We start from the raw sequence: 22,500 nt of genomic DNA, 5'->3' as shown, positions 1-22,500 counted from the left end.
AGGACTTCGGCAGTTCTCCCCGCTTGAATGAATTCCTCTGAAGTTCTTTAAGATGAACCACGCAGGCCGTGGGAGTTCGCAATGAAGAAATTGCTCGCCATGTTCGCTGTCTTCGGGTTGGTCGCACTCGTCGCCGCCTATGTGGCGCTGGCTCCTCTATCGACTTCAGGCCCTGGAGCCGTGCAGACCGCGCTCGCCTTTCTCGATGAAGGGGCGGCGCGCATTTCCGCCGTTGCCGGACGCAGCGAAGCCGTCCTGGCCCTGCTCGGCTCAGGGATGGTGCTGGGCCTGATTGCGGCCGTGGCTGTCGGCAAGCGCTCCTCGCCACTCGAAGACGAAGACGCAATACCCGCTGCCGGCCCGGTCTGGCGTCCCGAGGCCCACTCGCACGAAGACCGCATTGCCGGACTGCGCAGGCGGGCCAGCGGCGCGGCTAACCCGGAGCCTGAAATCGAAGGCCCGGTCATCACCGCCGTGGTCGACGAGGTGGACTTCGCCCAGGTAACGGAATTGCAGCTCGCATCCCCAGCCGAGCCTGAAGAGCCTGCAGAAGAAGCGCCTCGCCCGGTCGTCCTCGTGCGCAAGAAGCGAGAGCGCAATCGCGACTGGACCTGGGACCTGAGCTGGCTGGGCGGCCTGCCGAGGCTGGGGACCGCGCAATGGCCGCGCGATGCCCAAGGCACGCCGCTACCCTTCGCAGCGCAAGTCAACCTGTCCGAACTGGCCGGAACCTGCCCGCAAAGCCCGCTTCCCCATGCCGGATCTCTGGCCTTCTTCCTGGGCGAAGGCGCGGTCGTCGCGGTCACGCCGGGCGAGCACGATTTCACCGATCCACCCGCCGACCTGCCACCCGCCTACGAGGAAGACGGCGCACCGCTGCCGACAACACCGACGCGGCTCAGTCGTTACCTTTTCCCGTTCTGGCCTGTCGAACCGTTCGCACAGGATGGCGCCGAAAGCGCGGGCGCGGCAATCCTGCAACAGGGCGGCATGACCTCGGCGGCACTCGTCGAAGATGGCGAGGCCGATTTGTGGTGGTACGGCGTCTTCCACCTGACCGACCACTTGCGCGAGGCCCTGGACGGCGCCCAGCGTGAATACGATGCCGAACTGCGACAGGAGAAAAAGGCCAGGGATGCGCTGGAAGCCCTCGAAGCACGCGGCGATGCCCTGCCCGAAGCCGTCGCCGGAGCGCGTCGCAAGGTCCATGACGTGACCGCAAGGTTGCGCGAGATCGAGGAGCAGGCAAGCGACTTGCCGGCCATGATCGAGGCGCTGGAGGGCTTCACATCAGGCCGCGGTCCGTGGGAGCCACTGACCGAGGAAGAGCGCGGCCTCGTTTCGGATATTCTCGGAGAGATTCATGCCCGCCACGGCAAGCTCGTCGACGGGCGCGTACCGCACGCCCTGGCGCCGCTGAGAGCCCTGTGCATCCGGGCCATGGCAACCGGCGCACCCAAGGCCTTTTCCGCCCTGCCCGACGACCTGCTCGAGAAGATAGGCAAGGACCTCACGGTCCCGCCGCGCGATCATCACCAGATCTTCAGCGACCCGACTCACGGATCGGAAGGTGAAGATCTGCTGCTGCTGCAACTGGCCAGCGACGACATGATGGAATGGCGCTGGGACAACCTCGGGCGCTACCAGTTCCGCATCGACCGCCAGGACGCGATGGGCGGTAACTGGCACAAGGCAAGACTGATCTTCGAACCCGCCTGAATTCGTCCGGCTGCGATCAGTCTTCCTGACCGAGATCGCGCTTCACGCGCGGATCGGACAGGAGCGCGTCGATGCGGCTCGCCTCGTCGAAGGTCTCGTCCGCGCGGAACCGGATCTTGGCCGCGAACTTGAGCTTCAGGCGCTGCGCCACTTCGCGCTGGAAGAAGGCCGTGTGCGTCCGCAGGGCCTTGAGGACAGCTTCCTCGTCCATGCCGAGCAGCGGTTTCACATACACCGTCGCCTGCCGCAGGTCCGGCGTCATGCGCACTTCGGTGACCGATACCGAATGCCCGCTCAACGTGTCGTCATGCACTTGCTGACGGATAAGGACTTCGGAAATCACATGGCGCACCTGTTCCCCCACCTTCAGGAGGCGGACAGAGTGCTGTTCGGGAGTAAATTGCTGGCGTGCCATCGTCTGCGTCCATTTGGGTGCCCGGCGGCAATTTGCAACTCATGAGGCCGGCCCGGCGCCGTCCTCCTGCGGCTTTCCTCATGAGAACTCCTCACAAGGGAAATGGGGCAGCGATTTGCGATCGCCGCCCCATCAATCCTTCGATCCGACCGGTCCCGCGACGCGAAACCGGGGAACGCGCGGCCGGCCTTAGCCGATCGTGCGTTCGCGCTCGCTGACCTCGAAGACTTCGAGGTGGTCGCCCGGCTTGATGTCGTTGGTGTCGGCCAGAACCACACCGCACTCGAGGCCGGTGCGCACTTCGTCGACGTCGTCCTTGAAGCGACGCAGCGAAGCGATGGTCGTTGCCGAAACGATGACGTCGTTGCGGGTGAGACGGGCATGGAGTCCCTTGCGAATGACGCCCTCGACGACCAGCAGACCGGCCGCCTTGTCCTTCTTGCCGGCCGGGAAGACCTGCTTGACTTCGGCGCGACCGACGACCGTCTCGACCTTTTCCGGACCCCAGATGCCGGCCATCTGCTTGGCGACTTCCTCGGTCAGTTCGTAGATGACGTCGTAGTACATCATCTCGGTCTTGGTCTTTTCGATCTGTTCGCGCGCCTTGGCGTTCGGACGGACGTTGAAGCCGACGATCGGCGCGCCCGAGGCCGAAGCCAGGGTTACATCGGTCTCGGTGATCGCGCCCACACCCGAATGCAGGATGCGGACCTTGATCTCGTCGTTCGAGAGGTTGTGCAGCGCGTTGTTGATCGCTTCCACCGACCCTTGCACGTCGGCCTTGATGACCAGCGGGTACTCGATGACGTTCTGCTTGGCGGCCAGCGCCGAGAACATCGTGTCGAGGCTCGCCGGCGCCGTTGCCGTGCGCTTGGCGGTCGCCTGCTCCTGACGATAGGACGAGACTTCGCGGGCGCGCTGCTCGCTCTCGACCACGGTCAGGACGTCACCGGCCATCGGCACGCCGCCGAGACCGAGGACCTCGACCGGCATCGACGGCCCGGCTTCCTTGACCTGGCGGCCCTTGTCGTCGTTCATCGCGCGGACACGACCGCTTTCGGTGCCGACCACGAAGATGTCGCCGCGCTTGAGCGTGCCGCGGTTGACCAGGACGGTCGCAACCGGGCCCTTGCCCTTGTCGAGCTTGGCTTCGATCACGGTCGCCTCAGCGGCGCGGTCCGGGTTGGCCTTGAGCTCCATCAGTTCGGCCTGGAGCAGGATCTTGTCGATCAGTTCGTCCAGACCCTTGCCGGTCTTGGCCGAAACCTCGACGTCCTGCACGTCACCCGACATCTGCTCGACGATGATCTCGTGCTCGAGCAGACGCTCGCGCACCTTCTGCGGGTTGGCATCTTCCTTGTCGCACTTGTTGATCGCGACGATCATCGGCACGCCTGCGGCCTTGGTATGATTGATGGCCTCGATCGTCTGCGGCATGATCCCGTCATCGGCGGCAACCACCAGGATGACGATGTCGGTGACGTTGGCACCGCGCATGCGCATCTGGGTGAAGGCCGCGTGACCCGGAGTATCGAGCACGGTGATCTGGTCGCCGCCCTTGGTCTTGATCTGGTAGGCGCCGATGTGCTGGGTAATGCCGCCAGCCTCGCCGCGCACCACATCGGTGCCGCGCAGCGCGTCGAGCAGGCTCGTCTTGCCGTGGTCGACGTGGCCCATGATGGCAACCACCGGCGGACGCGGCTTCAGCGAGGCATCGGTATCGACGTCCACCGAAGTGTCGATGTCGACGTCGCTTTCCGAGACGCGCTGGATGTTGTGGCCGAATTCGGTGACGAGCAGTTCGGCGGTATCCTGGTCGATCGTCTGGTTGACGGTGACCATCATGCCCATGTTGAACATCGCCTTCACGAGGTCCGCGCCCTTCTCGGCCATGCGGTTCGCGAGTTCCTGCACGGTGATCGCCTCGGGAACGATGACGTCGCGAACCTGCTTTTCGCGCTGCTGGTTCTGACCCGAGAAATGCGCACGACGCTCCTTCTCGCGGGCACGCTTGAGCGCAGCGAGCGAACGTGCACGTGCACCTTCGTCCTCGTTCAGCGCGCGGCTGACGGTCAACTTGCCGGACTGGCGGCGATGATCGGTTGCCTTGCGATCGCCGCCGCGTGCAGCAGGAGCGCCCTTCTTGGCACCGGCCGGTCCCTTGTTGGCACCGCCACCGGCAGCACCGCCGCCCGCGGCACCGGCTTCCTGCTTGCGGGGCGCCGGCTCCGGTCGCTTGACCGGGGTGAAGCGACGCGGTGCGGGCGCCGGGGCAGCGGCTTCCCTGGCCTTGGCTGCAGGCGCAGCGGCAGCCTTGGGAGCATCCTGCTGGGCTTCCTCGGCCTGTTCGGGCTCGACAGCTGGCTCGGCCTTGGCTTCGGGTTCAGGCGCAGGTTCGGCCTTGGCCACTTCCTGCTCTGCTTCCTTGGCCCTGGCGGCTTCTTCCTCGGCGCGGCGATTATCTTCGGCGCGGCGCTTCTCTTCCTCGATGGCGCGCAGCTTTTCTTCCTGCTCGCGACGATTGGCTTCCTCCAGCGCGGCGAGTCGGGCTTCCTCGGCCTCGCGCAGCAGGCGTGCCTGCATCTCCTGACGGGTCTCACCCGCAGGGGCAGCCGGCCGCTTCGGCGCAGGGGCCGGAGCCGGTGCAGGCTGCTGGGGCGCAGCCTTGGCTTCGGGCGCCGGAGCCGCAGTTTCCTCGGCCTTGGTTTCCACGACGTCGCCCGCGCCCGGCTTACCGATGATCTTGCGGCGCTTGACCTCGACCACCACCTTGTTGGTGCGGCCGTGGCTGAAGGTCTGCTTGACCTCACCCGCTTCCACCGAGCGCTTAAGCCCAAGCGGCTTGCGGCCCAGGGTCGGTTTGTTGTCGGTCTCGCTCATATCTCTCGTCGTGCCCTTCAATCTCAATTCGTCGTGACGGGCGCGGCGTCAGCCTGCCCGTTATCATCTACCATACCGGCCGCGTGCCTTTCGGACGTGGCCTGCCCCTGGAAATGCAGGAGGCGCTGCAGCAGCGAAGCGACTCGGTTAGCCGCACCGCGATCGGTCAGCGCCAGGTGAACGACGTTGTCGCGGCCCAATGCCACAGACAGTGTCTCCCGGTCCAGTGGCAAGCGCGTCCCTTTAAGACCGCTTCCCTCCGCCTCGCTACCGACCCTCCAGGCCTGGTCGAGCTTTCGCGAGCCATCTTCGCTCGCATCGGCGGAATGACCAAGCCACTCGACCCGTCCCTCACGCGCGTTTTGCGCAATGCGGTCCGAGCCCATGAGCAACTTGCCCGATTTCAGTTCGAGGCCCAGCCGTTCGGTCAGCGCGCGAATCAGCGCCTGCTCGATCCGATCTGCCAGGTCGTCGGGAATGGACAGTGGCGCACCCTTGAAGGCACGAGCCAGCGCTCCCTTAAGTTTGCCCTTCGCGAGCGCTTTTTCAAGGGCCTCACGCGACACGCCGATCCACGCGCCGCGCCCGGGGGCACGCGCGTGGACGTCCGGAAGGACGAGGCCATCGGGCGAGATCGCCAGGCGCAGGAGTTCGTCCCGCGCAGCCGTCTCGCCGGAAAGGATGCAGGTCCTTTCCGGGCTGGCACTATCGATGTCGGAGCTTACGCGCTCATTGCGAGGATTCCGCATCGGCGGCCTCCTCGGTTTCGGGCGCTTCGTCCGCCGGTTCGTCGTCGAACCAGTGGGCGCGAGCGGCCATGATGATCTCGTTGCCCTGCTCTTCGGTCAGGCCGTACTCGCCGAGCACGCCGCCCTTGTCCTCTTCGCGGGCGCGGCGGTTCACCGAACCGTCGCGGCGACGCTGCTCGGAACGCTTCTTGGCGATGAGTTCGTCGGTGGCGAGGTCGGCAACGTCGTCGAGCGTCTTGATCCCGCCCTTGCCGAGCGTGACCAGCATCGCTTCGGTAAGGTGCGGCAGCTCGGCCACGGCATCCTCGACGCCGAGCGCGCGGCGTTCCTCACGGGCAGCCTCCTCGCGGCGTTCGAGCGCTTCGTGGGCGCGGCTCTGGAGTTCCTCGGCGAGTTCCTCGTCGAAGCCCTCGATCGCGGCCAGTTCGGCCAGCTCGATGTAGGCAACTTCTTCCAGCTCGGTGAAGCCTTCGGCCACCAGCAGCTGCGAGAGGGTCTCGTCGACGTCGAGTTCGTCCTCGAACATCTTGGAGCGCTCGGTGAATTCCTTCTGGCGCTTCTCCGAAGCTTCGGCCTCGGTCATGATGTCGATCTGCGAGCCGGTAAGCTGCGAAGCGAGGCGCACGTTCTGGCCGCGGCGGCCGATCGCCAGCGAAAGCTGGTCATCGGGCACGACGACTTCGATGCGGCTCTCTTCCTCGTCGATGACGACGCGGCTGACGGTCGCGGGCTGGAGCGCGTTGACGACGAAAGTCGCGGTGTCCTCGCTCCAGGGAATGATGTCGATCTTCTCGCCCTGCAGTTCCTGCACGACGGCCTGCACGCGGCTGCCCTTCATGCCGACGCAGGCGCCGACCGGGTCTATCGAGTGGTCATGGCTGATCACGCCGATCTTGGCGCGCGAACCCGGGTCGCGGGCAGCAGCCTTGATCTCGATGATGCCGTCGTAGATTTCGGGCACTTCCTGCGCGAAGAGCTTCTTCATGAACTCGGGGTGTGCGCGGGACAGGAAGATCTGCGGACCGCGGTTCTGGCGCTCGACGCGCAGGACCAGCGCACGCACGCGTTCGCCGACGCGGGCGGCCTCGCGCGGGATCTGCTGGTCGCGGCGGATGACGCCCTCGGCGCGGCCGAGGTTGACGATCACGTGGCCGAATTCGACCGACTTGATCACGCCGGTGATGATCTCGCCCGCGCGGTCCTTGAATTCTTCGTACTGGCGATCGCGCTCGGCATCGCGGACCTTCTGGAAGATCACCTGCTTGGCCGACTGCGCGTCGATGCGGCCAAGGTCGACCGGCGGCAGCGGGTCGACGATGAAGTCGCCGATCTTGGCGTCCTTCTGCAGCTTTTCAGCCTGCTTGAGATCGACCTGCTTGAAGTAGTCCTCGACGTGCTCGACGACTTCGACGACGCGCCACAGACGCAGGTCGCCGGTGCGCGGATCGAGCTTCGCGCGAATGTCGTTCTCTGCACCGTAGCGGTTGCGGGCCGACTTCTGGATGGCTTCTTCCATCGCCTCGATGACGATCGACTTGTCGATCATCTTCTCCGATGCGACGGAGTTCGCGATCGCAAGCAGCTCGGCGCGGTTGGCGGAAATCGCACTGGCCATGGCTTAGTCTTCCTGTTCCTCGAGAATCTCGTCGGCGCCGCTCGTATCCAGCGGGCGGGTTGCAGCAATCAGCTTGTCGGTGAGGACCAGCCGCGCGGAATGAACGTCGGACAGCGGGAAAGTCACCCGGCCCGATTTCCTGTCTTCGAATTCGACCGTTTCGCCATCGAGGCCGACAAGCTCGCCATGCAGCGTCTTGCGATTGCCCTCGACGGGAGCGGTCAGATTGATCCGCGCCTCATGACCGGCCCAGTTGACGTAGTCCTTGGGACGCGTGAGCGGTCGGTCGATGCCCGGCGAGCTGACTTCGAGGCGATATGCCTCGTCGATCAGGACTTCGCCTGCTTCCTCGAGCGCATCCATGCGGTCGGAGATGCGATGCGAGAGCTTCACGCAATCGTCGAGGACGAGCTGCCCGGTCTTCGGGTTCTCGGCCATGATCTGCAGCGCATGCTCATCGTCGCCGACTTCCGAGCGGCCGAACAGCTTCACGCGCACGAGATCGAATCCCAAGGCTTTGACCTCAGGTTCGATGACTTCGACAAGGCGCGCGATATCGACCAAACGAAACTCCACGTTAAAATCACTGGCTTCCCGGCAGCACATCGATGCAACGCGGTTCCGCGCCGGCCCCTTCCGGCGCCAGCCCGAACCTTGTTTCACCAATGTCGGGATGAGGCGCAGATAAGCGCATTCCCTTCAAAACGCAAGGGGCCGATGAAAGCGGCGGCAATCGGTGCGCACCCCCGCAAAACCCGAAGCGCGACCTGCCGTACCGGACGCTGACCACACCGGTAACGACAGGCCGCAACTCCCCCATGCAGCTCTTGCCAGGATAGCCAGCATTCGCCCGACACGCGATTCGCGCCGGGCAAAAGCAGGATATCCGCTAAGGTTTGGACCGGCTTGCGCGGCCGGTCATCAGTCCCGCCCGGCGCATGCTCACGGCCATGCGCCCGGCGACGACGAGGTGATCGAAGAAGTCGACTTCCACTGCCCGCGCGATCGCGCCAAGCCGGCGCGTGGCGGCGATATCCGCCTCGCTCGGGCTGGGATCGCCGGAAGGATGGTTGTGAACGAGGACAAGCCCCGTCGCATCGTCATCGAAGATGCGCTTGAGCAACGGACGATAGCGCCCGCTGACCGATGCGCTCGTCCCTTCGCTGCCGGACAGGCAGGAAACCAGTATGCCGTGGCCATCGAACAGGAGTGCGATCACGACTTCATGGCGCAACCCGCCGATCTGGCTCACCAGCGATTCGAGGGTCGCCCCGGATAGCGGTCGTACGACGCTGACCCCCGGGACCAGTTCTGCCATGAGGGATCGGCTCCATGCCGCTTCAACCTGACCATGTGCAGGACCGTCCCCACCAGCAGCGCCGCCAGGGCCACGAAGGTCGGAGAACCGCGCATCAGCGCGTAGACGAACGGCGGGACGCCGATGTCCGCCCACCGCGCGAAGTGCGCGCTCACGCTGAGGAGTTGTAGGGACGCTGCCCATATCGGCCAGATTCTCCGGGCTTGAACAGCCAGTATTCCAAAACCCGTCAGTCCAACGAAATCGGTCACGAGGGCCGCCGGGTCGACACTGACGAAATGGCTGGGCACGAAGACGATGGCGATCCGCTGGATCACGGCCATCGCGACGATCACCAGGGCTCCGTAACGCTCCGGTGCCCCGCCCTTCCATGTCGCCAGGATGAGGGAAAGGGGCAGCAGCAGGAAGAATGCCAATTGTTCACTTCCCAAACCTGCCCCTCCTCATTCCTCAGGCGACGGCGCGCTCCAGGTCGAGGTCGCGCAACTCGCCGCGATTATCCGGGCACTCGTAAGGAATGTCCATGCGTTCCGCGAGCTTGGACAGGTCGGAGTGCGCACGAACCAGTTCCGAACGCGCTTCCATCAGGTTTCTCTGCATATTTGCGACCCGCATCATCGGGCGCTGCCCTTCGTAGGCGTCTTCGGTCGTGGCGATGCGCCCCCGAGCGATCTCGGCAAGAAGCTCTCCGGCCATGGCGAGCAGTTCATCCATGCCCGTTTCCACCGACTTGATGCTGCGGGAAATCCGCATTCCAGCAATTTCAGGAGTCATGCTCTTCGTCTCCGCTGGCGCCCCTGGCGCTCATTCAGGTTCGAAGGCAATCGGTGCTCAACCCGGCCGCTGCGCTCCGGCAGCACCGACCGTCAGATCAGTCTGCCCAAGGCATCGGCAATGGCCAGCGAAGACGCGAGCGTCATCGCCATGATCATCGCCAGAACGAGAATGGCTACCAGCCGCCCCGTCCTGCCGAATTTCGCATCGAAAGCCTCCAGGCCCGTCGGTCGCCGTCCCTTCTCCCCGCCCCACTCGCGATGCATCGCCATCGGCCTTGCATCGGAGAGGACGAAGACCGGATCGACCGGCAAGTCCTGATCGACGTCTTCCTCGCCGTCGGGCTCATCGTCGACACGTGAAAATTCACATGTGGTTTTGTCACATAGCTCGAGAAGCTGGACGTAGCGCCGCGTGGTATCCTTGCGGTTGGTCGTTCCCCACTTGTCGCGAACCGCGGAAATGCGCTGGTCGACCGTATTGGGCGCGATATTCAGCTCACGCGCGATTTCCTTGGTGGTGCGGTGCATCGCAAGCAGGTCCAACACTTCGACCTGCTTGGCCGTGAGACTGTCCAGCAATGTTCTGGCTTCATCTTCGTTGAACACCGGAATACGACTCGCCCGCCAATTGTATGCCTACCCTACACGACAAACCGGGGCGCCATAAACGAACCCGGCTTTATCCTAAGCTGTCAGTTAATTGCATGGCAAAGCGGCCCGTCCCTGACAAGATCGCGCGCCGCTTATTCCGCCTCCATGATTCTGTGCTTGCGGATACAGTGCCTTATCTGATCGTATGTGAGCCCCAGCGCGGCGGCTGCACGGCGCTGGTTCCAGCGATGGCGGTCAAGCGCCGCGCGCACCAGACCGCTTTCGTAAGCATCGACCGCCGCGCGCAGATCGTCGACGCTGTCGGGACCCGTCACCGATGCCGGCAACACCGGTTCCGGAGCAGACGCCTCTTCTTCCCGAACGCCGGCGCGCGGCTCCATAAGCGCATCCGTGCGATGCCACGGGCTTTCGAAAGGATCGAACACGATCTCCGCGATCGGCTCGTCTTCGCGCGCCCAGCGATAGACCGCCCGCTCCACGACATTGCGCAACTCGCGCACGTTGCCGGGCCAGGCATGTCTTTCAAGCGCGTCGAGCGCGACCGCGCTGAAGCCGGGCCAACCCTGCCACTCCAGTTCGGCGGCCATGCGCCGCCCGTAGTAGTCCGCCAGTTCGAAGACATCCCCTTCCCTCGCCCGCAGCGGAGGCAGATTGATGACCTCGAAACTCAGCCGGTCGAGCAGGTCGGCGCGAAACCTGCCTTCATCGGCAAGGCGCGGAAGGTCGGCATTGGTGGCCGCCACGATCCGCACATCGACGAGCGAAGGCCGCGACGATCCGATGCGGGCAATCTCGCCATACTCGATCGCGCGCAGCAGCCGCTCCTGCGCGGCCATGGACAATGTCCCCAGTTCGTCGAGGAACAGGGTGCCGCGGTCCGCCTCCTCGAAGCGTCCGACCCGGGCCTTGACCGCCCCGGTGAAGGCGCCCGCTTCATGTCCGAACAGTTCGGCCTCGATCAGCGTTTCGGGAAGCGCCGCGCAGTTCATGGTGACGAGCGCCTCGTCCCAGCGCGGGGACAGGCGGTGAAGGCGCTGGGCGATCAGTTCCTTGCCCGTCCCCCGCTCCCCGATGACGAGAACCGGCCGGCTGACGGCGGCAGCCCGGCTGGCCCGCTCCACCGCATCGAGGAAGGCCGTCGACTGGCCGATGAACTGCACATCGCGATCCATTCCCAATAATTAGCGAAATTTCCCATTCATTGGCAATTCATCTTTTACAAGAGCATCGGATTGCCGAAAGAACCACAGGAATTCCGCCATTTCAGGCAATTGGCACGCCCTTTGCTGTGCATGAAGCGTAGTGAACGCAAGACCGGAAATTGAGGGAATTCACGCCATGTCGATGAGCATCGCCAGCACCGAACGCACCGACCGCCAGCCGGAAAGTCCCCGCGTGCGCAGCAAGCTCGACTGGGCGATCATTGCCAGCGTCCTCGCCATGGGCACTCTCAATATCCTGGCCCTGTCCGACCAGGTCGGCCCGACCAAGGCCTATGCCGCTTCGCCGGTTTGCGGAGTACCGCTGCAATGAGCAGGCTCGACGCGGAAATCGAAATCCTCCAGAATCCGGTCATGCACTCCGGCTCCGGCGAGGACCGCTTCGGCACCGCCCCCACCGACACCCAGACCCAGAACTTCGGCCCGACCTATATCAAAGGAAACATCAGGATGGGTATCTTCTCCCGCACGCGCGACATCATCGCCGCGAACTTCAACGACATGCTCGACAAGGCCGAAGATCCCGCCAAGATGATCCGCCTGATCATCCTCGAGATGGAAGAGACCCTCGTCGAGGTCCGCACCTCGAGCGCGCGCACGATCGCCGATCAGAAGGAGCTGCGCCGCCATGTCGCCAAGCTGGAAAAGCTGCAGGATGACTGGGCGGAGAAGGCCCAGCTGGCCCTGAGCAAGGACCGCGAGGATCTGGCCCGCGCTGCCCTGGTCGAACGCAAGAAGGCCGCGGACATGGCCGCGCAGCTGCGCGAGGAAGTCCTCGTCCTCGACGATGCGCTGCGCGCCTACGAGGAAGATATCGAGAAGCTGCAGAGCCGCCTTCGCGAGGCCCGCAGCCGCCAGAGCTCCATCGCCGCACGCTTGCAGAGCGCCGAAAATAGGGTCAAACTGCGCACCCTGCTTTCGAGCGAGCGCGTGGACGAGGCGATGGCACGCTTCGACCAGCTTGAGCGGCGCGTCGATTATGCCGAAGGTCGGGCCGAGGCGCTGGGCCTCGCCGACAGGCGCCAGCCGACGCTCGCCGAGGAAATCGCCGCGCTTGCCGATGGCGACAAGATCGAGGCCGAGCTTGCCGAGATGAAGCGCAGCATGGGCCATGCCCCCGAGACGCCGAGCGACGCATCGGGCAGGCGCGCCGAAGATCAACCGGAATAATTGCGGCGCGCGCTGGCATCCCGGCAGCGCGCACCGCCCGCGATGGGCCAGGACCGGGAAACAGGGACAGCGCACGCTCATTCACAAGCAATGGCGTGCGCAATCAAGGGAAGGAACACCAGTGTCACGCGGACAATTCTATCTCGACAAGTCGAATGCCAAGCTCGCGGGCGTGTGCGCCGGCATTGCCGACTATACCGGCGTCGATGCGCTCTGGATCCGTCTGGCCGCCGTTCTGCTGACGTTCTTCGGCTTCTACCTCACCATCCCGATCTACATCGCGGTCATGGTGCTGGCGGACAAGCGTCCCAACTACCTCTATAGCGAGGAAGAGGAAGAACGCCTGCTGCGCCGCATGGACCGCCGCCGCTCGAGGCAGAGCCGGTCCACCCGCCTGCGTTCGGAAATCTCCGACATCGACCGGCGCGTGGCGGACATGGAAGCCCACTATACGAGCAGCAATTCGCGGCTCGCCGCAGAGATCGAAAGCCTGCGCTGAGCGCGGGCTTCACGAAAGGACCGCTTTTCATGTTCAACTTTGCGGAACTCATCCCCATCGTGGCGCTGTCGATCCCGATCGTGGCGATCTGGACCAGGCACCAGCGCAAGATGGCGGAGCTACAGGTCAAGGCTACCGCCGAAAAGGCCGCCCAGTACGCGACGAGCAACGCCGAACTGGAAGAACGCGTGCGGGTGCTCGAGCGGATCATCACCGATGGCGGCTACGACACCGCACTGCAGATCGAAGCCCTGCGCGACACGCGCGAAGGCGATGCCTTGCGCAAGTCCGAACGGGACACTTCCGTCAACTGAGACCGGCTTGCGGTCGGGCTACAGGGGGTAGAATACGATGGGTTTCGGTGATGTCATCGCCTTTGCCGCCCTCATGGGCGCACTGATCGCCATGGTCGGGATCGTGTCGGGCGCCTACAAGCGCCGGCTTGACTTCCAGCAGCGGAAGCTCGAACTCCTTGCGGGCAAGGAAACGCAGCATGCAAAGCAGCTTGAGGTGCATTGCGCCGAACTGGAGCAGCGCCTGCGCGTCCTTGAGAGGATTGTCACCGATGCCGAGAGCAAGAGCCTGATCGCCATGCAGATCGAGGCCTTGCGCGACAGCGATGCACAAGAGGTTGTCACGCAATGAGTTTCTGGACTGCCGTCGTCGTTCTCTTCGCAATCGCGTCGATTACCTGGCTGCGCTCGCAAAAGTACCGCGCCATGGGCGACCATCGCGGACCGGGCCACAGCGCCCGCGAGGAAGAGCTCGAGCACGAGGTCGAAGCCCTGCGCAAGCGCATCTCCGTGCTCGAACGCATCGCCACCGACGATCGGCGCAGCTCCGACCTCTCGCGCGAGATCGAATCGCTGCGCGACTGATCACGGCAGGCGCGCTTCCAGCTCCGACAGCCAGACCGCCGCGCTCGCGTCGGACGGTGCGCGCCAGTCCCCGCGCGGGCTGAGCGCCCCGCCGGACGAGACCTTGGGCCCGTTGGGGATCGCCGAGCGCTTGAACTGGCTGAAAGCGAAGAACCGGCCAAGGAACTTCTCCAGCCAGCTGCGGATGGTCGCAAGGTCGTAGGCGTTCTTGCGTTCGTCCGGGAACCCGGCCGGCCAGGTCCCCGCCCCCGTATCGCGCCAGGCATGCCAGGCAAGGAATGCCACTTTCGAGGGCTTCTGGCCGAAGCGCATCACGTGATGCAGGAAGAAGTCGTTGAGTTCGTACGGGCCGATTTTCGCCTCGGTGCTCTGGATCGCACCGTCGGCGCCTGCCGGGACCAGTTCGGGAGAGATCTCCGTGGAAAGGATCGCCAGCAGGATCTTCGCCGTCGGCTTGTCGAAGTCGCCGGTCGTCGCGCACCAGCGGATCAGGTACTGGATCAGCGTCTTGGGTACGCCGGAGTTGACCGCGTAGTGGCTCATCTGGTCGCCCACGCCATAAGTGCACCAGCCCAGAGCCAGTTCGGACAGGTCGCCGGTGCCGATCACGAAACCGCTGTTCTGGCTGGCCAGGCGGAACAGATAGTCGGTGCGCAGGCCCGCCTGCACGTTCTCGAACGTCACGTCGTAAACCGGCTCACCGTCGGCGAAGGCGTGGCCGATGTCCTCCAACATGCGGGTCGAGGCGGGTATGATGTCGATCTCGTCGGCGGTAATGCCCAACGCCTTCATCAGTTTCCAGGCATTGGACTTGGTGCCCTCGCTCGTCCCGAAGCCGGGCATCGTGTAACCGCGGATGAATGTGCGCGGCAGACCGAGCCGGTCGCAGGCGCGCGCCGCGACGATCAGCGCATGGGTCGAATCGAGGCCGCCCGAAACGCCGATGACCATCGACTTCGCGCCGGTCGATTCGATGCGGCGCATGAGGCCGTCGACCTGGATGTTGAACGCCTCGTAGCAGTCCGCATCGAGACGCTCGGCACGGTCGGGCACGAAGGGAAAGCGGCTGACCGGCCGGGTCAGCCCGATATCGCCGCCTGCAGGCGCGTGGCGGAACGGCACGGTGCGGAACGTCTCGTCCGGTCGTCCGGCCACTTCGCCGGAATCGTTGAAGGTCGGCAGACGCATGCGGTCGTTCAGGATGCGGTCGCAATCGACGTCGGCGATGCACAGCTCGGGATTGAGCGAGAAGCGCTCGGATTCGGCGAGCAGGTCGCCCAGTTCGTAGATCACGCCCTGCCCGTCCCAGGCGAGGTCGGTCGTGCTCTCGCCGTGCCCGGCAGCACAATAGACGTAGGCTGCGGTCGCGCGGGCCGATTGCGACCGGCAGAGCATGTGTCGCTCGTCGGACTTGCCGATGACGATGTTGGAGGCCGACAGGTTGCACAGGATCGTCGCCCCGGCGAGCGCGCCGAGCGAACTGGGCGGCGTCGCGGCCCAGAAATCCTCGCAGATCTCGGCGAAGAAACGGAAGCCCGGCAGCACTTCGGAAGCAAAGACGAGATCGGTGCCGAAAGGCACGTCATGCCCGTTGACCCGGATCGACTGACCGCGGATGTCCTTCCCGCTGGCGAACCAGCGCTTTTCGTAGAACTCGCGATAATTGGGCAGGTAGGACTTGGGCACCGCGCCCAGCAGCTTGCCGTGGGCGATCGCCAGCGCGCAGTTGTAGAGCCTGCCGTTCTTGCGCAGCGCCGCGCCGATCAGCAGCACGGGCGTCAACTGCGCGCTCGCCTTGACGATCTCGCCGATCGCCGCCTCCACCGCTTCGATCATGGCCTGCTGCAGGTGCAGGTCGTCGATCGCGTAGGAAGACAGGCACAGTTCTGGATAGACCAACAGGTCGACGTGCGCCTCGTGAGCGCGGCGCGCCTCGGCCAGGATCGCATCGCGATTGAATGCGACGTCGGCCGTGCGGACATGCGGCGTAGAGGTCGCAACGCGCACGAAACCGTGTTCGTGCATGGCGTAGAACGGGTGGCTGTGCGTGGCGTTCAAGGTTGCAGGGCTCCGTACGTCTCTATGCGACTCCACTGACAGCAAGACGCTGGCGAGGCAAGGAATCCCCTTGCCCTCACCCGTTCGGCGCTTAAATGGCCTAGCATGCGCAGCCTCGACGATATCCGCGAAGAGTACGAATTCCTCGATGGCGACGAACGCTATCGCCTGCTGATCGAACTCGGCCGCGAGCTGGACACCATGCCCGATGCCCTCAAGACGGACGCAACCAAGGTCCGCGGCTGCTCGGCCAGCGTCTGGGTCTATCCGATGACACAGGACGACGGCAAACTGCACTTTCTGGCCGACAGCAACGCGGCCATCACCAAGGGCATCGTCGCCCTGGTGATCTCCACGGTGCAGGACCGGCCGGCGGCAGACGTCGCCGCAACCGACATAGCCGCCGCGCTCGAGCCCTTCGACCTGAAGAACCAGCTCTCTTCCAACCGGACCCAGGGCGTGCCGAACATGATCACCCTGATTCGCGAAACAGCAGCCCGGTATGCGGCAAGTTAAACGCGGGGTCTGGCTTGCGGCGGGGATCTTCTTCGTCGCACTGGGGACCATCGGCATCTTCCTGCCGATCATGCCGACCGTGGTGTTTTACCTGCTGGCGGCCTGGTGCTTTTCCAAGAGCCACCCGGAATGGGCGGAAAAGCTGCACAACCACCCCATACACGGCCATCACCTGCGCGCCTGGCGCGATCGCCGGGCGATCAGCCGCAAGGGCAAGGTCTCCGCGATCCTCGCGATGACTGCCTCGATTCCCTTCACCTGGCTGCTGACCGGCTGGCCCTGGTTCATGATCCCGGTCGCGGTACTGGTCATCTTGGGGCCCTGGATCTGGACGCGGCCCGAATAGGGCCGCCAGCGTGGATCAGTCCTCGACCGCCTCGCGCAGGACGGCAATGCCGGCCTTGCGCTGTTCGCGCAGTTCGCGCTTGAGCACCGCCGGATCGCGGGCGACCACGAAGCCGAAGCTGACCCCGCCCTCCTTGCCGATCGTTGCATGGTGCAGCCTGTGCGCCTGCACCAGCCGCTTGGCATAGCCGCGCTTGGGCACCCAGCGGAAATAGCGCTGGTGGACGAGGCCATCGTGAATCAGCGTGTAGATCACGCCGTAGACGAGAATGCCCAGGCCAATCCACGTCGCCGGCGCCCAGGCGCTCTCCCCCAGGACCAGCGGAGAGCCGAGAGCGAACATCGAAATGCTCATAGCCGCGCCGACCAGCGCGAAGAGATCGTTCTTCTCCAGCATCTTGTCGTGCGGCTCGTGATGATCGCGGTGCCAGGCCCAGCCGAACCCGTGCATGACATACTTGTGGCTCGACCATGCGACGAATTCCATCGCGGCCACGGTGGCAAGGACGATCAGGCTGGCAAGAGTTGCGGACATGCCTCCGCTATAGCACCGCGGACGCACCCTGCGACACTCTCTTACAAACCCACACGAATTTGCGACGGGTCATATGTCTGGCGTTCATCTTCGTAGCCATATTTCTGAATGCACGGAAACGCCGAGCAGCAACCGCCAATTGCTCCGGGCTTCCGAACTGATGCAGCTAAGGAATTGAACTCATGCGCACCCTGACCAAGATCGTCGCCCCGGCCCTCGTCGCAACGCTGGCCATCGCCACGATCGCCCCCGCCTCGGCCCACGAGACGGTCCGCTACGATAACGTCCGCCATGACAGCGGCCGTCACGATGCAGCGCGCCACACCCCGGCCCGCAACGCTTCGATCCGTAGCGATATCAATGACCTGCGTCGCGACATCGACCGGGCTGCCGCCCGCCGGGCGATCAGCCAGCGCGAAGCCAAGGGCCTGCGCCGCGACGCCGCGGAAATCCAGCGCCTCTATGCCAGCTATGCCCGCAACGGCATCTCTGCCCGGGAGATGCAGATCCTCCAGCGCAAGGTCGATCGCGTCCATGTCGCCCTGCGCATGGAACGCCATGACCGCGACAACCGACGCGGCTGAGGCGGAGCCTCCGCTATCGCTCCCAACATCCACCCTACGATCAGGTACGCTCGTTCCGCTTGAATTGCGGGGCGAGCGCGCCTAATCGCGCCTCATCATGAGCACGAAACCGCGTACACTCTACCAGAAGATCTGGGACGCCCACGTCGTCGACCGGCGCGACGACGGTACCAGCCTCGTCTACATCGACAGGCACATCATCCACGAGGTGACCAGCCCGCAGGCCTTCGAAAGCCTTCGCGCCGCCAGCCGCCCGGTGCGTCGCCCGGATCTTACGCTCGCGGTTCCCGACCACAACCTGCCGACCACGGCGCGCAAGGACGCCTCGGGCAACATCCTGCCCATCGCCGACCCGCAGAGCGCGCAGCAGCTGGCCGCGCTTCAGAAGAACGCGCCCGAGTTCGGCATCCGCTACATCGATTCGACCGATCCCGAGCAGGGCATCGTCCACGTCGTCGGCCCCGAACAGGGCTTCTCCCTGCCCGGCGCTACGATCGTGTGCGGCGACAGCCACACTGCCTGCCACGGCGGCCTCGGCGCGCTGGCATTCGGCATCGGCACCAGCGAGGTCGAGCACGTTCTCGCCACGCAGACCCTGCTGCTCAAGCAGTCGAAGACCATGGAAGTGCGCGTCGAGGGCACGCTGGGCGCCGGCGTCACCCCCAAGGACGTGATCCTGCACATCATCGGCCTGATCGGCACCGCGGGCGGCACCGGCCACGTGATCGAGTATCGCGGCAACGTCTTCGAGGAAATGTCGATCGAAGGCCGCCTGACGGTCTGCAACATGTCGATCGAGGGCGGCGCGCGCGCTGGCCTGATCGCACCTGACGAAGCCACTTTCGCCTACATCAAGGGCCGCCCCTATGCGCCCAAGGGCGAGGAATGGGACAAGGCCGTCGCCTGGTGGAAGAGCCTTGCGACCGACGAAGGCGCAACCTTCGACAAGACCGTCTCGGTCCGCGCCGAAGACATCCAGCCGACCGTCACCTGGGGCACCAGCCCCGAGGACACCTCCGCCATCGGCGGCCTGGTTCCGGCACCCGAAGACTTCGCCGACGCTTCGAAGCAGAGCGCGGTCAAGGTCAGCCTCGAGTACATGGGCCTGACCCCGGGCACCAGGCTGACCGACATCGAAGTGCAGAACGTCTTCATCGGCTCGTGCACCAACAGCCGCATCGAGGACATCCGCGCTGCCGCCGAAGTGCTCAAGGGCCGCCACAAGGCCGACAACGTCAAGTGGGCGATCGTCGTGCCGGGCTCGGGCCTCGTCAAGCAGCAGGCCGAAGCCGAGGGTCTCGACAAGATCATCATCGACGCCGGCCTCGAATGGCGTGAACCGGGCTGTTCGGCCTGCCTCGCGATGAACCCCGACAAGGTTCCCGCCGGAGAGCGCTGCGCCTCGACCAGCAACCGCAACTTCACCGGCCGTCAGGGCCCCGGTGCCCGCACCCACCTGATGAGCCCGGCCATGGCCGCGGCGGCAGCCGTCACCGGCAAGCTGACAGACGTGCGCGATCTGGTAGGATAAGAAGATGTCCGAGGAATCCGAAAGCAATCTCGCCAGCAAGGCCGCCATTGCTGCCGGCGCCGCGATTGGCTCTGCCGCCATTGCCGCCGCCCTGCTCTTCGTGAAGCGCCGCAAGGCGCGTAACGAGGAAAAGCCGCTCCACCCCGAAGACGCGCCAGAGACCGACTGATGGAACCCATTTCACACGTATCCGGCCGCGCCATTCCGTTCGGCCGCAAGAACGTCGACACCGACGTCATCATCCCGGCCGCCTGGCTCAAGACGATCACCCGCGAAGGGCTTGGCCAGGGTGCCTTCGAGGCGGTCAAGCAGGAACCGGACAACGTCTTCACCGACCCGGAATATGCCGGTGCGCCGATCCTGATAGCTGGCGACAACTTCGGCTGCGGCTCCAGCCGTGAGCACGCCGCCTGGGCCCTGCTCGACATGGGCGTGACCTGCGTGATCGCGCCCAGCTTCTCGGACATCTTCTCCAGCAATGCCTTCAAGAACGGCATCCTCACCGTGGCACTGCCGCAGGATGCCGTCGACCGCCTGCTGGAAGTGGCGAAGAGCGATCCCATCGACGTCGACCTGGAAGCGCAGTCGGTGACTACGCCGTTCCAGGACCGCTTCGCCTTCGAAATCGACCCCTTCCGCAAGCATTGCCTGCTCGAGGGGCTCGACGAAGTGGGCCTGACCATGGCGCAGGGCGATGCCATCAAGGCGCACGAGGCGCGGGCGAAAGAGCAAATGCCTTTCCTTGCCCGCACCATCTCGACGGTAGACTGAAAAAACCTTCGCCATGACGAAGGAATAAGGGCAATCGGCGAATCTGGATTGAACCAAGTCAATCCGGGCCTTATCCGCTTCTGGTAAGCAACAGGGGCCCTATTCCCGTGGGCATTATTTTCGAGGTTGTCATATGACGAGTTTTGAAGACCGCGAACGCGCTGAAGAAGCCAAGTTCGCACATGATGCCGATACGCAGTTCCGCATTCAGGCGCGCCGCAACCGCCTCGTCGGAGAATGGGCCGCTGAACGCATGGGCCTTTCGCCGGCCGAGACCGAAGCCTATGCCAAGGCCGTCGTCCAGGCCGACTTCGAGGAAGCCGGCGACGAAGATGTCATCCGCAAGCTGCTCGGCGACATCACCGCCGCCGGCGTCGAGACCACCGAGGCCGAAGTGCGCACCGCGCTTGAGGCCAAGCAGGTCGAGGCCCGCCGCGCCTTTCTCGGCGAAGTCTGAGAAGCACCGGACCTGGGAAACAAAGGGAGCCCCAACTATGGCAATGTCCGCTGAACAGATCGAAACCCTCATCCGGGCCTCGCTTCCCGATGCGCAAGTGACGATCACGGACCTTGCCGGTGACGGCGACCATTATTCCGCGCATGTGGTTTCCGCCGCATTCACCGGCAAGCCGCGCGTTGCGCAGCACAAGATGGTCTACGAAGCACTGGGCGGTCGCATGGGCGGCGAACTCCATGCCTTGCAACTGACGACCGCCGTTCCCAACTGAGCTTGCGTAGAAGATTAAAAGGTCAGCCTTCACCATGTCCGAAGTCAACGCCCGCATCGGCGAGATTGTAAACAAGAACGACATCGTCCTGTTCATGAAGGGGACGCCGCTATTCCCCCAGTGCGGCTTTTCCAGCCGTGCCGTGGCGATCCTTGAGCACCTTGGCGCCCCTTACGAGAGCGTCGACGTGCTGCAGGACATGGAAATCCGCCAGGGAATCAAGGCCTACTCGGATTGGCCGACGATTCCGCAGCTCTACGTGAAGGGCGAATTCGTCGGCGGCAGCGACATCATGATGGAGATGTACGAAGCCGGTGAGCTTCACCAGCTCTTCATCGATTCCGGGCTCGCCACGCAGGGCTGACCTGCGCAAGGCATCGCGCCGCATCACGAGATCGAGACGCCCGGGAGGAAACTTCCGGGCGTTTTCGCATTGCGCGCAAGACGTTGCGGTGGCTGCAAACCTGCGAGCCTGCCGCTGCAAAATAATGCCGGTTCTGGGAAAAGCGTCTCGGGGAGACGGGGCCGTGGAGACTGGTCGGCCCCGTCTCTATTCGAGACTACTTGGGGGTACGAGCATATAAGCATGGACCGTGCCAATTTGGATTTTCGCCGGTTTTTCGGGTTTTTCGCATGAAGCGCCGACCGGCAAGTGCAGGAAAGTGTAAAGTCAGCCGACACAACCCCAACATCGCGTGACGCAACACCTCTCACATTAATGCCTTGCATGCTCCGCCCTGCAGCGCGACAGCAACGCCATGTTCGAATTTCCTCCGACAGATGAGCCCATGCCCGTGGATGGCCCGAATGTCGTCCCGGCCGCAACCGTCGTCATTTTCCGCCAACCGAGGACCGGTACCGCGCCCGAACTGCTGATGCTGCAGCGGGCCAAGGAAATGCGTTTCGCAGGCGGTGCGGCCGTCTTTCCGGGCGGGCGGGTCGATCCCGCCGACCGCGATCTTGCCAAGGTGCTGCTTCCCGACATGCCGATCGAAAGGGCCGCGGCCAAGATTGCCGGCATCCGCGAAACGCTGGAAGAGACGGGGCTGTTGATTGCCGCCCGCACCCCGGTCAGCGCGAAGGAGGCCGCGGACGCCCGGGCCATGTTGCTCAAGGACGGCAGGCTCGCCCCGGTACTCGACCATTTCGGCTGGGAACTGGATACCGACAGTCTCACGCTCTACGCCCACTGGTGTCCGATCTGGGAGCGCGCTTTCGATACCCGTTTCTTCGTTCATGACCTTGGCACCGGCTCGGTCGACGTCGAAGTCGATGCAACGGAGAACACACGCCTGTTCTGGACCAGCGCCGCCGAGGCCCTGGCCATGGCGGAACGCGGTGAAATCAAGATCATCTTCCCGACCAGACGCAATCTGGAAAGGCTCGCCCAGTTCAGCTCCTACGGCGAGGTACTGGAGGATATTGCCCGTCACCCCGTCCGCCGCATATGCGGAAGCTTTGTCGACCAGAATGGCGAAAAATGGCTAATGCTGCCCGAAGGCACAGGCTATCCGGTACTCGGCGAACCCGGCGCGACGCTTCTGCGCGGTTAAGGCATCGCGGGCATCCACCAAGGCGAGT

29 protein-coding genes are annotated in these 22,500 nt (G+C 64.4%); 17 read left to right on the top strand and 12 right to left on the bottom strand.

Translation table 11 applies throughout. The features are described from left to right. Window positions 1-81: 81 nt before the first annotated feature. Window positions 82-1,719 carry a DUF1963 domain-containing protein gene (locus tag B5483_RS10735; protein WP_079730283.1) on the top strand — a complete coding sequence of 546 codons (1,638 nt, stop codon included), beginning with the start codon at window positions 82-84 and terminating at the stop codon, window positions 1,717-1,719. A 16-nt stretch (window positions 1,720-1,735) separates the two neighbouring features. Here B5483_RS10735 and rbfA read toward each other — a convergent pair whose 3' ends face one another. The 10 genes from rbfA to pspF all read right to left on the bottom strand — a co-directional run bounded on the left by rbfA (window position 1,736) and on the right by pspF (window position 11,256). After that, the gene (rbfA, locus tag B5483_RS10730) at window positions 1,736-2,134 is read right to left on the bottom strand and encodes a 30S ribosome-binding factor RbfA (RefSeq protein ID WP_079730282.1); all 399 of its coding nucleotides are present in this window, start codon (window positions 2,132-2,134) and stop codon (window positions 1,736-1,738) included. Between the two features lie 189 nt (window positions 2,135-2,323). Further along, on the bottom strand, window positions 2,324-5,014 hold the full coding sequence (infB, locus tag B5483_RS10725) for a translation initiation factor IF-2 (protein ID WP_054947709.1): 2,691 nt from the start codon (window positions 5,012-5,014) through the stop codon (window positions 2,324-2,326). A gap of 23 nt (window positions 5,015-5,037) precedes the next feature. Then, on the bottom strand, window positions 5,038-5,763 hold the full coding sequence (locus B5483_RS10720; protein ID WP_079730281.1) for a DUF448 domain-containing protein: 726 nt from the start codon (window positions 5,761-5,763) through the stop codon (window positions 5,038-5,040). Beyond that, window positions 5,744-7,378, bottom strand: coding sequence for a transcription termination factor NusA (nusA, locus tag B5483_RS10715; RefSeq protein ID WP_054947707.1), 1,635 nt, complete (start codon window positions 7,376-7,378; stop codon window positions 5,744-5,746). Before nusA ends, B5483_RS10720 begins: the two co-directional genes overlap by 20 nt. A gap of 3 nt (window positions 7,379-7,381) precedes the next feature. Continuing rightward, a complete protein-coding gene (rimP, locus tag B5483_RS10710; RefSeq protein WP_054947706.1) occupies window positions 7,382-7,942 on the bottom strand; it encodes a ribosome maturation protein RimP in 561 nt (186 codons plus the stop codon). 325 nt (window positions 7,943-8,267) lie between these two features. Next, a complete protein-coding gene (locus tag B5483_RS10705) occupies window positions 8,268-8,630 on the bottom strand; it encodes a JAB domain-containing protein (RefSeq protein WP_231634768.1) in 363 nt (120 codons plus the stop codon). Then, window positions 8,627-9,112, bottom strand: coding sequence for a hypothetical protein (locus B5483_RS10700; protein WP_054947704.1), 486 nt, complete (start codon window positions 9,110-9,112; stop codon window positions 8,627-8,629). The genes B5483_RS10705 and B5483_RS10700 overlap by 4 nt, the downstream gene beginning before the upstream one ends. A gap of 34 nt (window positions 9,113-9,146) precedes the next feature. Next, entirely contained in the window at window positions 9,147-9,470 is a 324-nt protein-coding gene (locus B5483_RS10695) for a hypothetical protein (RefSeq protein WP_138921406.1), read from the bottom strand. A 92-nt stretch (window positions 9,471-9,562) separates the two neighbouring features. Then, entirely contained in the window at window positions 9,563-10,078 is a 516-nt protein-coding gene (locus tag B5483_RS10690; protein WP_079730280.1) for a helix-turn-helix domain-containing protein, read from the bottom strand. Between the two features lie 137 nt (window positions 10,079-10,215). After that, complete coding sequence (gene pspF / locus B5483_RS10685) at window positions 10,216-11,256, bottom strand: phage shock protein operon transcriptional activator (RefSeq protein ID WP_054947702.1); 1,041 nt, start codon at window positions 11,254-11,256, stop codon at window positions 10,216-10,218. 166 nt (window positions 11,257-11,422) lie between these two features. Here pspF and B5483_RS10680 point away from each other — a divergent pair, with 166 nt between their 5' ends. The 6 genes from B5483_RS10680 (at window position 11,423) to B5483_RS10655 (ending at window position 13,851) form a co-directional block, all read left to right on the top strand. After that, on the top strand, window positions 11,423-11,617 hold the full coding sequence (locus B5483_RS10680; protein WP_054947701.1) for a hypothetical protein: 195 nt from the start codon (window positions 11,423-11,425) through the stop codon (window positions 11,615-11,617). Then, a complete protein-coding gene (gene pspA, locus B5483_RS10675; protein ID WP_079730279.1) occupies window positions 11,614-12,474 on the top strand; it encodes a phage shock protein PspA in 861 nt (286 codons plus the stop codon). Before B5483_RS10680 ends, pspA begins: the two co-directional genes overlap by 4 nt. Before the next feature lie 121 nt (window positions 12,475-12,595). After that, a complete protein-coding gene (locus B5483_RS10670; protein ID WP_079730278.1) occupies window positions 12,596-12,973 on the top strand; it encodes a PspC domain-containing protein in 378 nt (125 codons plus the stop codon). A gap of 29 nt (window positions 12,974-13,002) precedes the next feature. Then, window positions 13,003-13,287, top strand: a complete 285-nt coding sequence (locus B5483_RS10665) for a hypothetical protein (RefSeq protein ID WP_054947698.1) — start codon at window positions 13,003-13,005, stop codon at window positions 13,285-13,287. Between the two features lie 37 nt (window positions 13,288-13,324). Then, window positions 13,325-13,618, top strand: a complete 294-nt coding sequence (locus B5483_RS10660) for a hypothetical protein (protein WP_054947697.1) — start codon at window positions 13,325-13,327, stop codon at window positions 13,616-13,618. After that, window positions 13,615-13,851, top strand: coding sequence for a hypothetical protein (locus B5483_RS10655; protein ID WP_054947696.1), 237 nt, complete (start codon window positions 13,615-13,617; stop codon window positions 13,849-13,851). The genes B5483_RS10660 and B5483_RS10655 overlap by 4 nt, the downstream gene beginning before the upstream one ends. Here the strand turns inward: B5483_RS10655 and B5483_RS10650 are convergent, their stop codons facing one another. Next, window positions 13,852-15,876: an NAD(+) synthase gene (locus B5483_RS10650; RefSeq protein WP_176168009.1), complete on the bottom strand. Its 2,025-nt coding sequence runs from the start codon at window positions 15,874-15,876 to the stop codon at window positions 13,852-13,854. A 138-nt stretch (window positions 15,877-16,014) separates the two neighbouring features. Here B5483_RS10650 and B5483_RS10645 point away from each other — a divergent pair, with 138 nt between their 5' ends. Continuing rightward, window positions 16,015-16,425, top strand: a complete 411-nt coding sequence (locus tag B5483_RS10645; RefSeq protein ID WP_079730276.1) for a SufE family protein — start codon at window positions 16,015-16,017, stop codon at window positions 16,423-16,425. Then, window positions 16,412-16,771, top strand: a complete 360-nt coding sequence (locus B5483_RS10640) for a YbaN family protein (RefSeq protein WP_054947693.1) — start codon at window positions 16,412-16,414, stop codon at window positions 16,769-16,771. Before B5483_RS10645 ends, B5483_RS10640 begins: the two co-directional genes overlap by 14 nt. A 15-nt stretch (window positions 16,772-16,786) precedes the next feature. Here B5483_RS10640 and B5483_RS10635 read toward each other — a convergent pair whose 3' ends face one another. After that, entirely contained in the window at window positions 16,787-17,305 is a 519-nt protein-coding gene (locus B5483_RS10635; protein WP_054947692.1) for a sterol desaturase family protein, read from the bottom strand. A gap of 182 nt (window positions 17,306-17,487) precedes the next feature. Here B5483_RS10635 and B5483_RS10630 point away from each other — a divergent pair, with 182 nt between their 5' ends. The 8 genes from B5483_RS10630 to B5483_RS10600 all read left to right on the top strand — a co-directional run bounded on the left by B5483_RS10630 (window position 17,488) and on the right by B5483_RS10600 (window position 22,472). After that, complete coding sequence (locus B5483_RS10630; RefSeq protein WP_079730275.1) at window positions 17,488-17,889, top strand: hypothetical protein; 402 nt, start codon at window positions 17,488-17,490, stop codon at window positions 17,887-17,889. A gap of 97 nt (window positions 17,890-17,986) precedes the next feature. Beyond that, window positions 17,987-19,420 carry a 3-isopropylmalate dehydratase large subunit gene (leuC, locus tag B5483_RS10625; protein WP_079730274.1) on the top strand — a complete coding sequence of 478 codons (1,434 nt, stop codon included), beginning with the start codon at window positions 17,987-17,989 and terminating at the stop codon, window positions 19,418-19,420. 4 nt (window positions 19,421-19,424) lie between these two features. Then, the gene (locus B5483_RS23180) at window positions 19,425-19,589 is read left to right on the top strand and encodes a hypothetical protein (protein ID WP_176167998.1); all 165 of its coding nucleotides are present in this window, start codon (window positions 19,425-19,427) and stop codon (window positions 19,587-19,589) included. Beyond that, window positions 19,589-20,191 (top strand): 3-isopropylmalate dehydratase small subunit, encoded by a 603-nt coding sequence (gene leuD / locus B5483_RS10620; RefSeq protein WP_054947689.1) that lies wholly within the window; start codon window positions 19,589-19,591, stop codon window positions 20,189-20,191. The genes B5483_RS23180 and leuD overlap by 1 nt, the downstream gene beginning before the upstream one ends. A 133-nt stretch (window positions 20,192-20,324) precedes the next feature. Beyond that, on the top strand, window positions 20,325-20,648 hold the full coding sequence (locus B5483_RS10615) for a DUF1476 domain-containing protein (protein WP_054947688.1): 324 nt from the start codon (window positions 20,325-20,327) through the stop codon (window positions 20,646-20,648). Between the two features lie 37 nt (window positions 20,649-20,685). Further along, on the top strand, window positions 20,686-20,919 hold the full coding sequence (locus tag B5483_RS10610) for a BolA family protein (RefSeq protein WP_007013653.1): 234 nt from the start codon (window positions 20,686-20,688) through the stop codon (window positions 20,917-20,919). A gap of 34 nt (window positions 20,920-20,953) precedes the next feature. Next, window positions 20,954-21,283: a Grx4 family monothiol glutaredoxin gene (gene grxD / locus B5483_RS10605; RefSeq protein ID WP_013832425.1), complete on the top strand. Its 330-nt coding sequence runs from the start codon at window positions 20,954-20,956 to the stop codon at window positions 21,281-21,283. Window positions 21,284-21,677: 394 nt separating this feature from the next. Further along, window positions 21,678-22,472: an NUDIX hydrolase gene (locus B5483_RS10600; protein ID WP_079730273.1), complete on the top strand. Its 795-nt coding sequence runs from the start codon at window positions 21,678-21,680 to the stop codon at window positions 22,470-22,472. Window positions 22,473-22,500 lie beyond the last annotated feature (28 nt).

It is taken from the genome of Novosphingobium mathurense, from assembly GCF_900168325.1.
In the GTDB taxonomy this organism is placed as follows: domain Bacteria; phylum Pseudomonadota; class Alphaproteobacteria; order Sphingomonadales; family Sphingomonadaceae; genus Novosphingobium; species Novosphingobium mathurense.
The sequence above is the reverse complement of the archived record's forward strand: the minus strand, read 5'-3'. Positions and strand labels throughout refer to the sequence as shown.

Bases quoted from the DNA above. Each gene is read 5' to 3' on its own strand.
- B5483_RS10735 (WP_079730283.1), top strand. From the start codon at position 82: ATGAAGAAATTGCTCGCCATGTTCGCTGTCTTCGGGTTGGTCGCACTC.
- rbfA (WP_079730282.1), bottom strand. From the start codon at position 2,134: ATGGCACGCCAGCAATTTACTCCCGAACAGCACTCTGTCCGCCTCCTG.
- infB (WP_054947709.1), bottom strand. From the start codon at position 5,014: ATGAGCGAGACCGACAACAAACCGACCCTGGGCCGCAAGCCGCTTGGG.
- B5483_RS10720 (WP_079730281.1), bottom strand. From the start codon at position 5,763: ATGCGGAATCCTCGCAATGAGCGCGTAAGCTCCGACATCGATAGTGCC.
- nusA (WP_054947707.1), bottom strand. From the start codon at position 7,378: ATGGCCAGTGCGATTTCCGCCAACCGCGCCGAGCTGCTTGCGATCGCG.
- B5483_RS10695 (WP_138921406.1), bottom strand. From the start codon at position 9,470: ATGACTCCTGAAATTGCTGGAATGCGGATTTCCCGCAGCATCAAGTCG.
- pspF (WP_054947702.1), bottom strand. From the start codon at position 11,256: ATGGATCGCGATGTGCAGTTCATCGGCCAGTCGACGGCCTTCCTCGAT.
- B5483_RS10680 (WP_054947701.1), top strand. From the start codon at position 11,423: ATGTCGATGAGCATCGCCAGCACCGAACGCACCGACCGCCAGCCGGAA.
- pspA (WP_079730279.1), top strand. From the start codon at position 11,614: ATGAGCAGGCTCGACGCGGAAATCGAAATCCTCCAGAATCCGGTCATG.
- B5483_RS10665 (WP_054947698.1), top strand. From the start codon at position 13,003: ATGTTCAACTTTGCGGAACTCATCCCCATCGTGGCGCTGTCGATCCCG.
- B5483_RS10660 (WP_054947697.1), top strand. From the start codon at position 13,325: ATGGGTTTCGGTGATGTCATCGCCTTTGCCGCCCTCATGGGCGCACTG.
- B5483_RS10655 (WP_054947696.1), top strand. From the start codon at position 13,615: ATGAGTTTCTGGACTGCCGTCGTCGTTCTCTTCGCAATCGCGTCGATT.
- B5483_RS10650 (WP_176168009.1), bottom strand. From the start codon at position 15,876: ATGCACGAACACGGTTTCGTGCGCGTTGCGACCTCTACGCCGCATGTC.
- B5483_RS10645 (WP_079730276.1), top strand. From the start codon at position 16,015: ATGCGCAGCCTCGACGATATCCGCGAAGAGTACGAATTCCTCGATGGC.
- B5483_RS10640 (WP_054947693.1), top strand. From the start codon at position 16,412: ATGCGGCAAGTTAAACGCGGGGTCTGGCTTGCGGCGGGGATCTTCTTC.
- B5483_RS10635 (WP_054947692.1), bottom strand. From the start codon at position 17,305: ATGTCCGCAACTCTTGCCAGCCTGATCGTCCTTGCCACCGTGGCCGCG.
- B5483_RS10630 (WP_079730275.1), top strand. From the start codon at position 17,488: ATGCGCACCCTGACCAAGATCGTCGCCCCGGCCCTCGTCGCAACGCTG.
- leuC (WP_079730274.1), top strand. From the start codon at position 17,987: ATGAGCACGAAACCGCGTACACTCTACCAGAAGATCTGGGACGCCCAC.
- B5483_RS23180 (WP_176167998.1), top strand. From the start codon at position 19,425: ATGTCCGAGGAATCCGAAAGCAATCTCGCCAGCAAGGCCGCCATTGCT.
- leuD (WP_054947689.1), top strand. From the start codon at position 19,589: ATGGAACCCATTTCACACGTATCCGGCCGCGCCATTCCGTTCGGCCGC.
- B5483_RS10615 (WP_054947688.1), top strand. From the start codon at position 20,325: ATGACGAGTTTTGAAGACCGCGAACGCGCTGAAGAAGCCAAGTTCGCA.
- B5483_RS10610 (WP_007013653.1), top strand. From the start codon at position 20,686: ATGGCAATGTCCGCTGAACAGATCGAAACCCTCATCCGGGCCTCGCTT.
- grxD (WP_013832425.1), top strand. From the start codon at position 20,954: ATGTCCGAAGTCAACGCCCGCATCGGCGAGATTGTAAACAAGAACGAC.
- B5483_RS10600 (WP_079730273.1), top strand. From the start codon at position 21,678: ATGTTCGAATTTCCTCCGACAGATGAGCCCATGCCCGTGGATGGCCCG.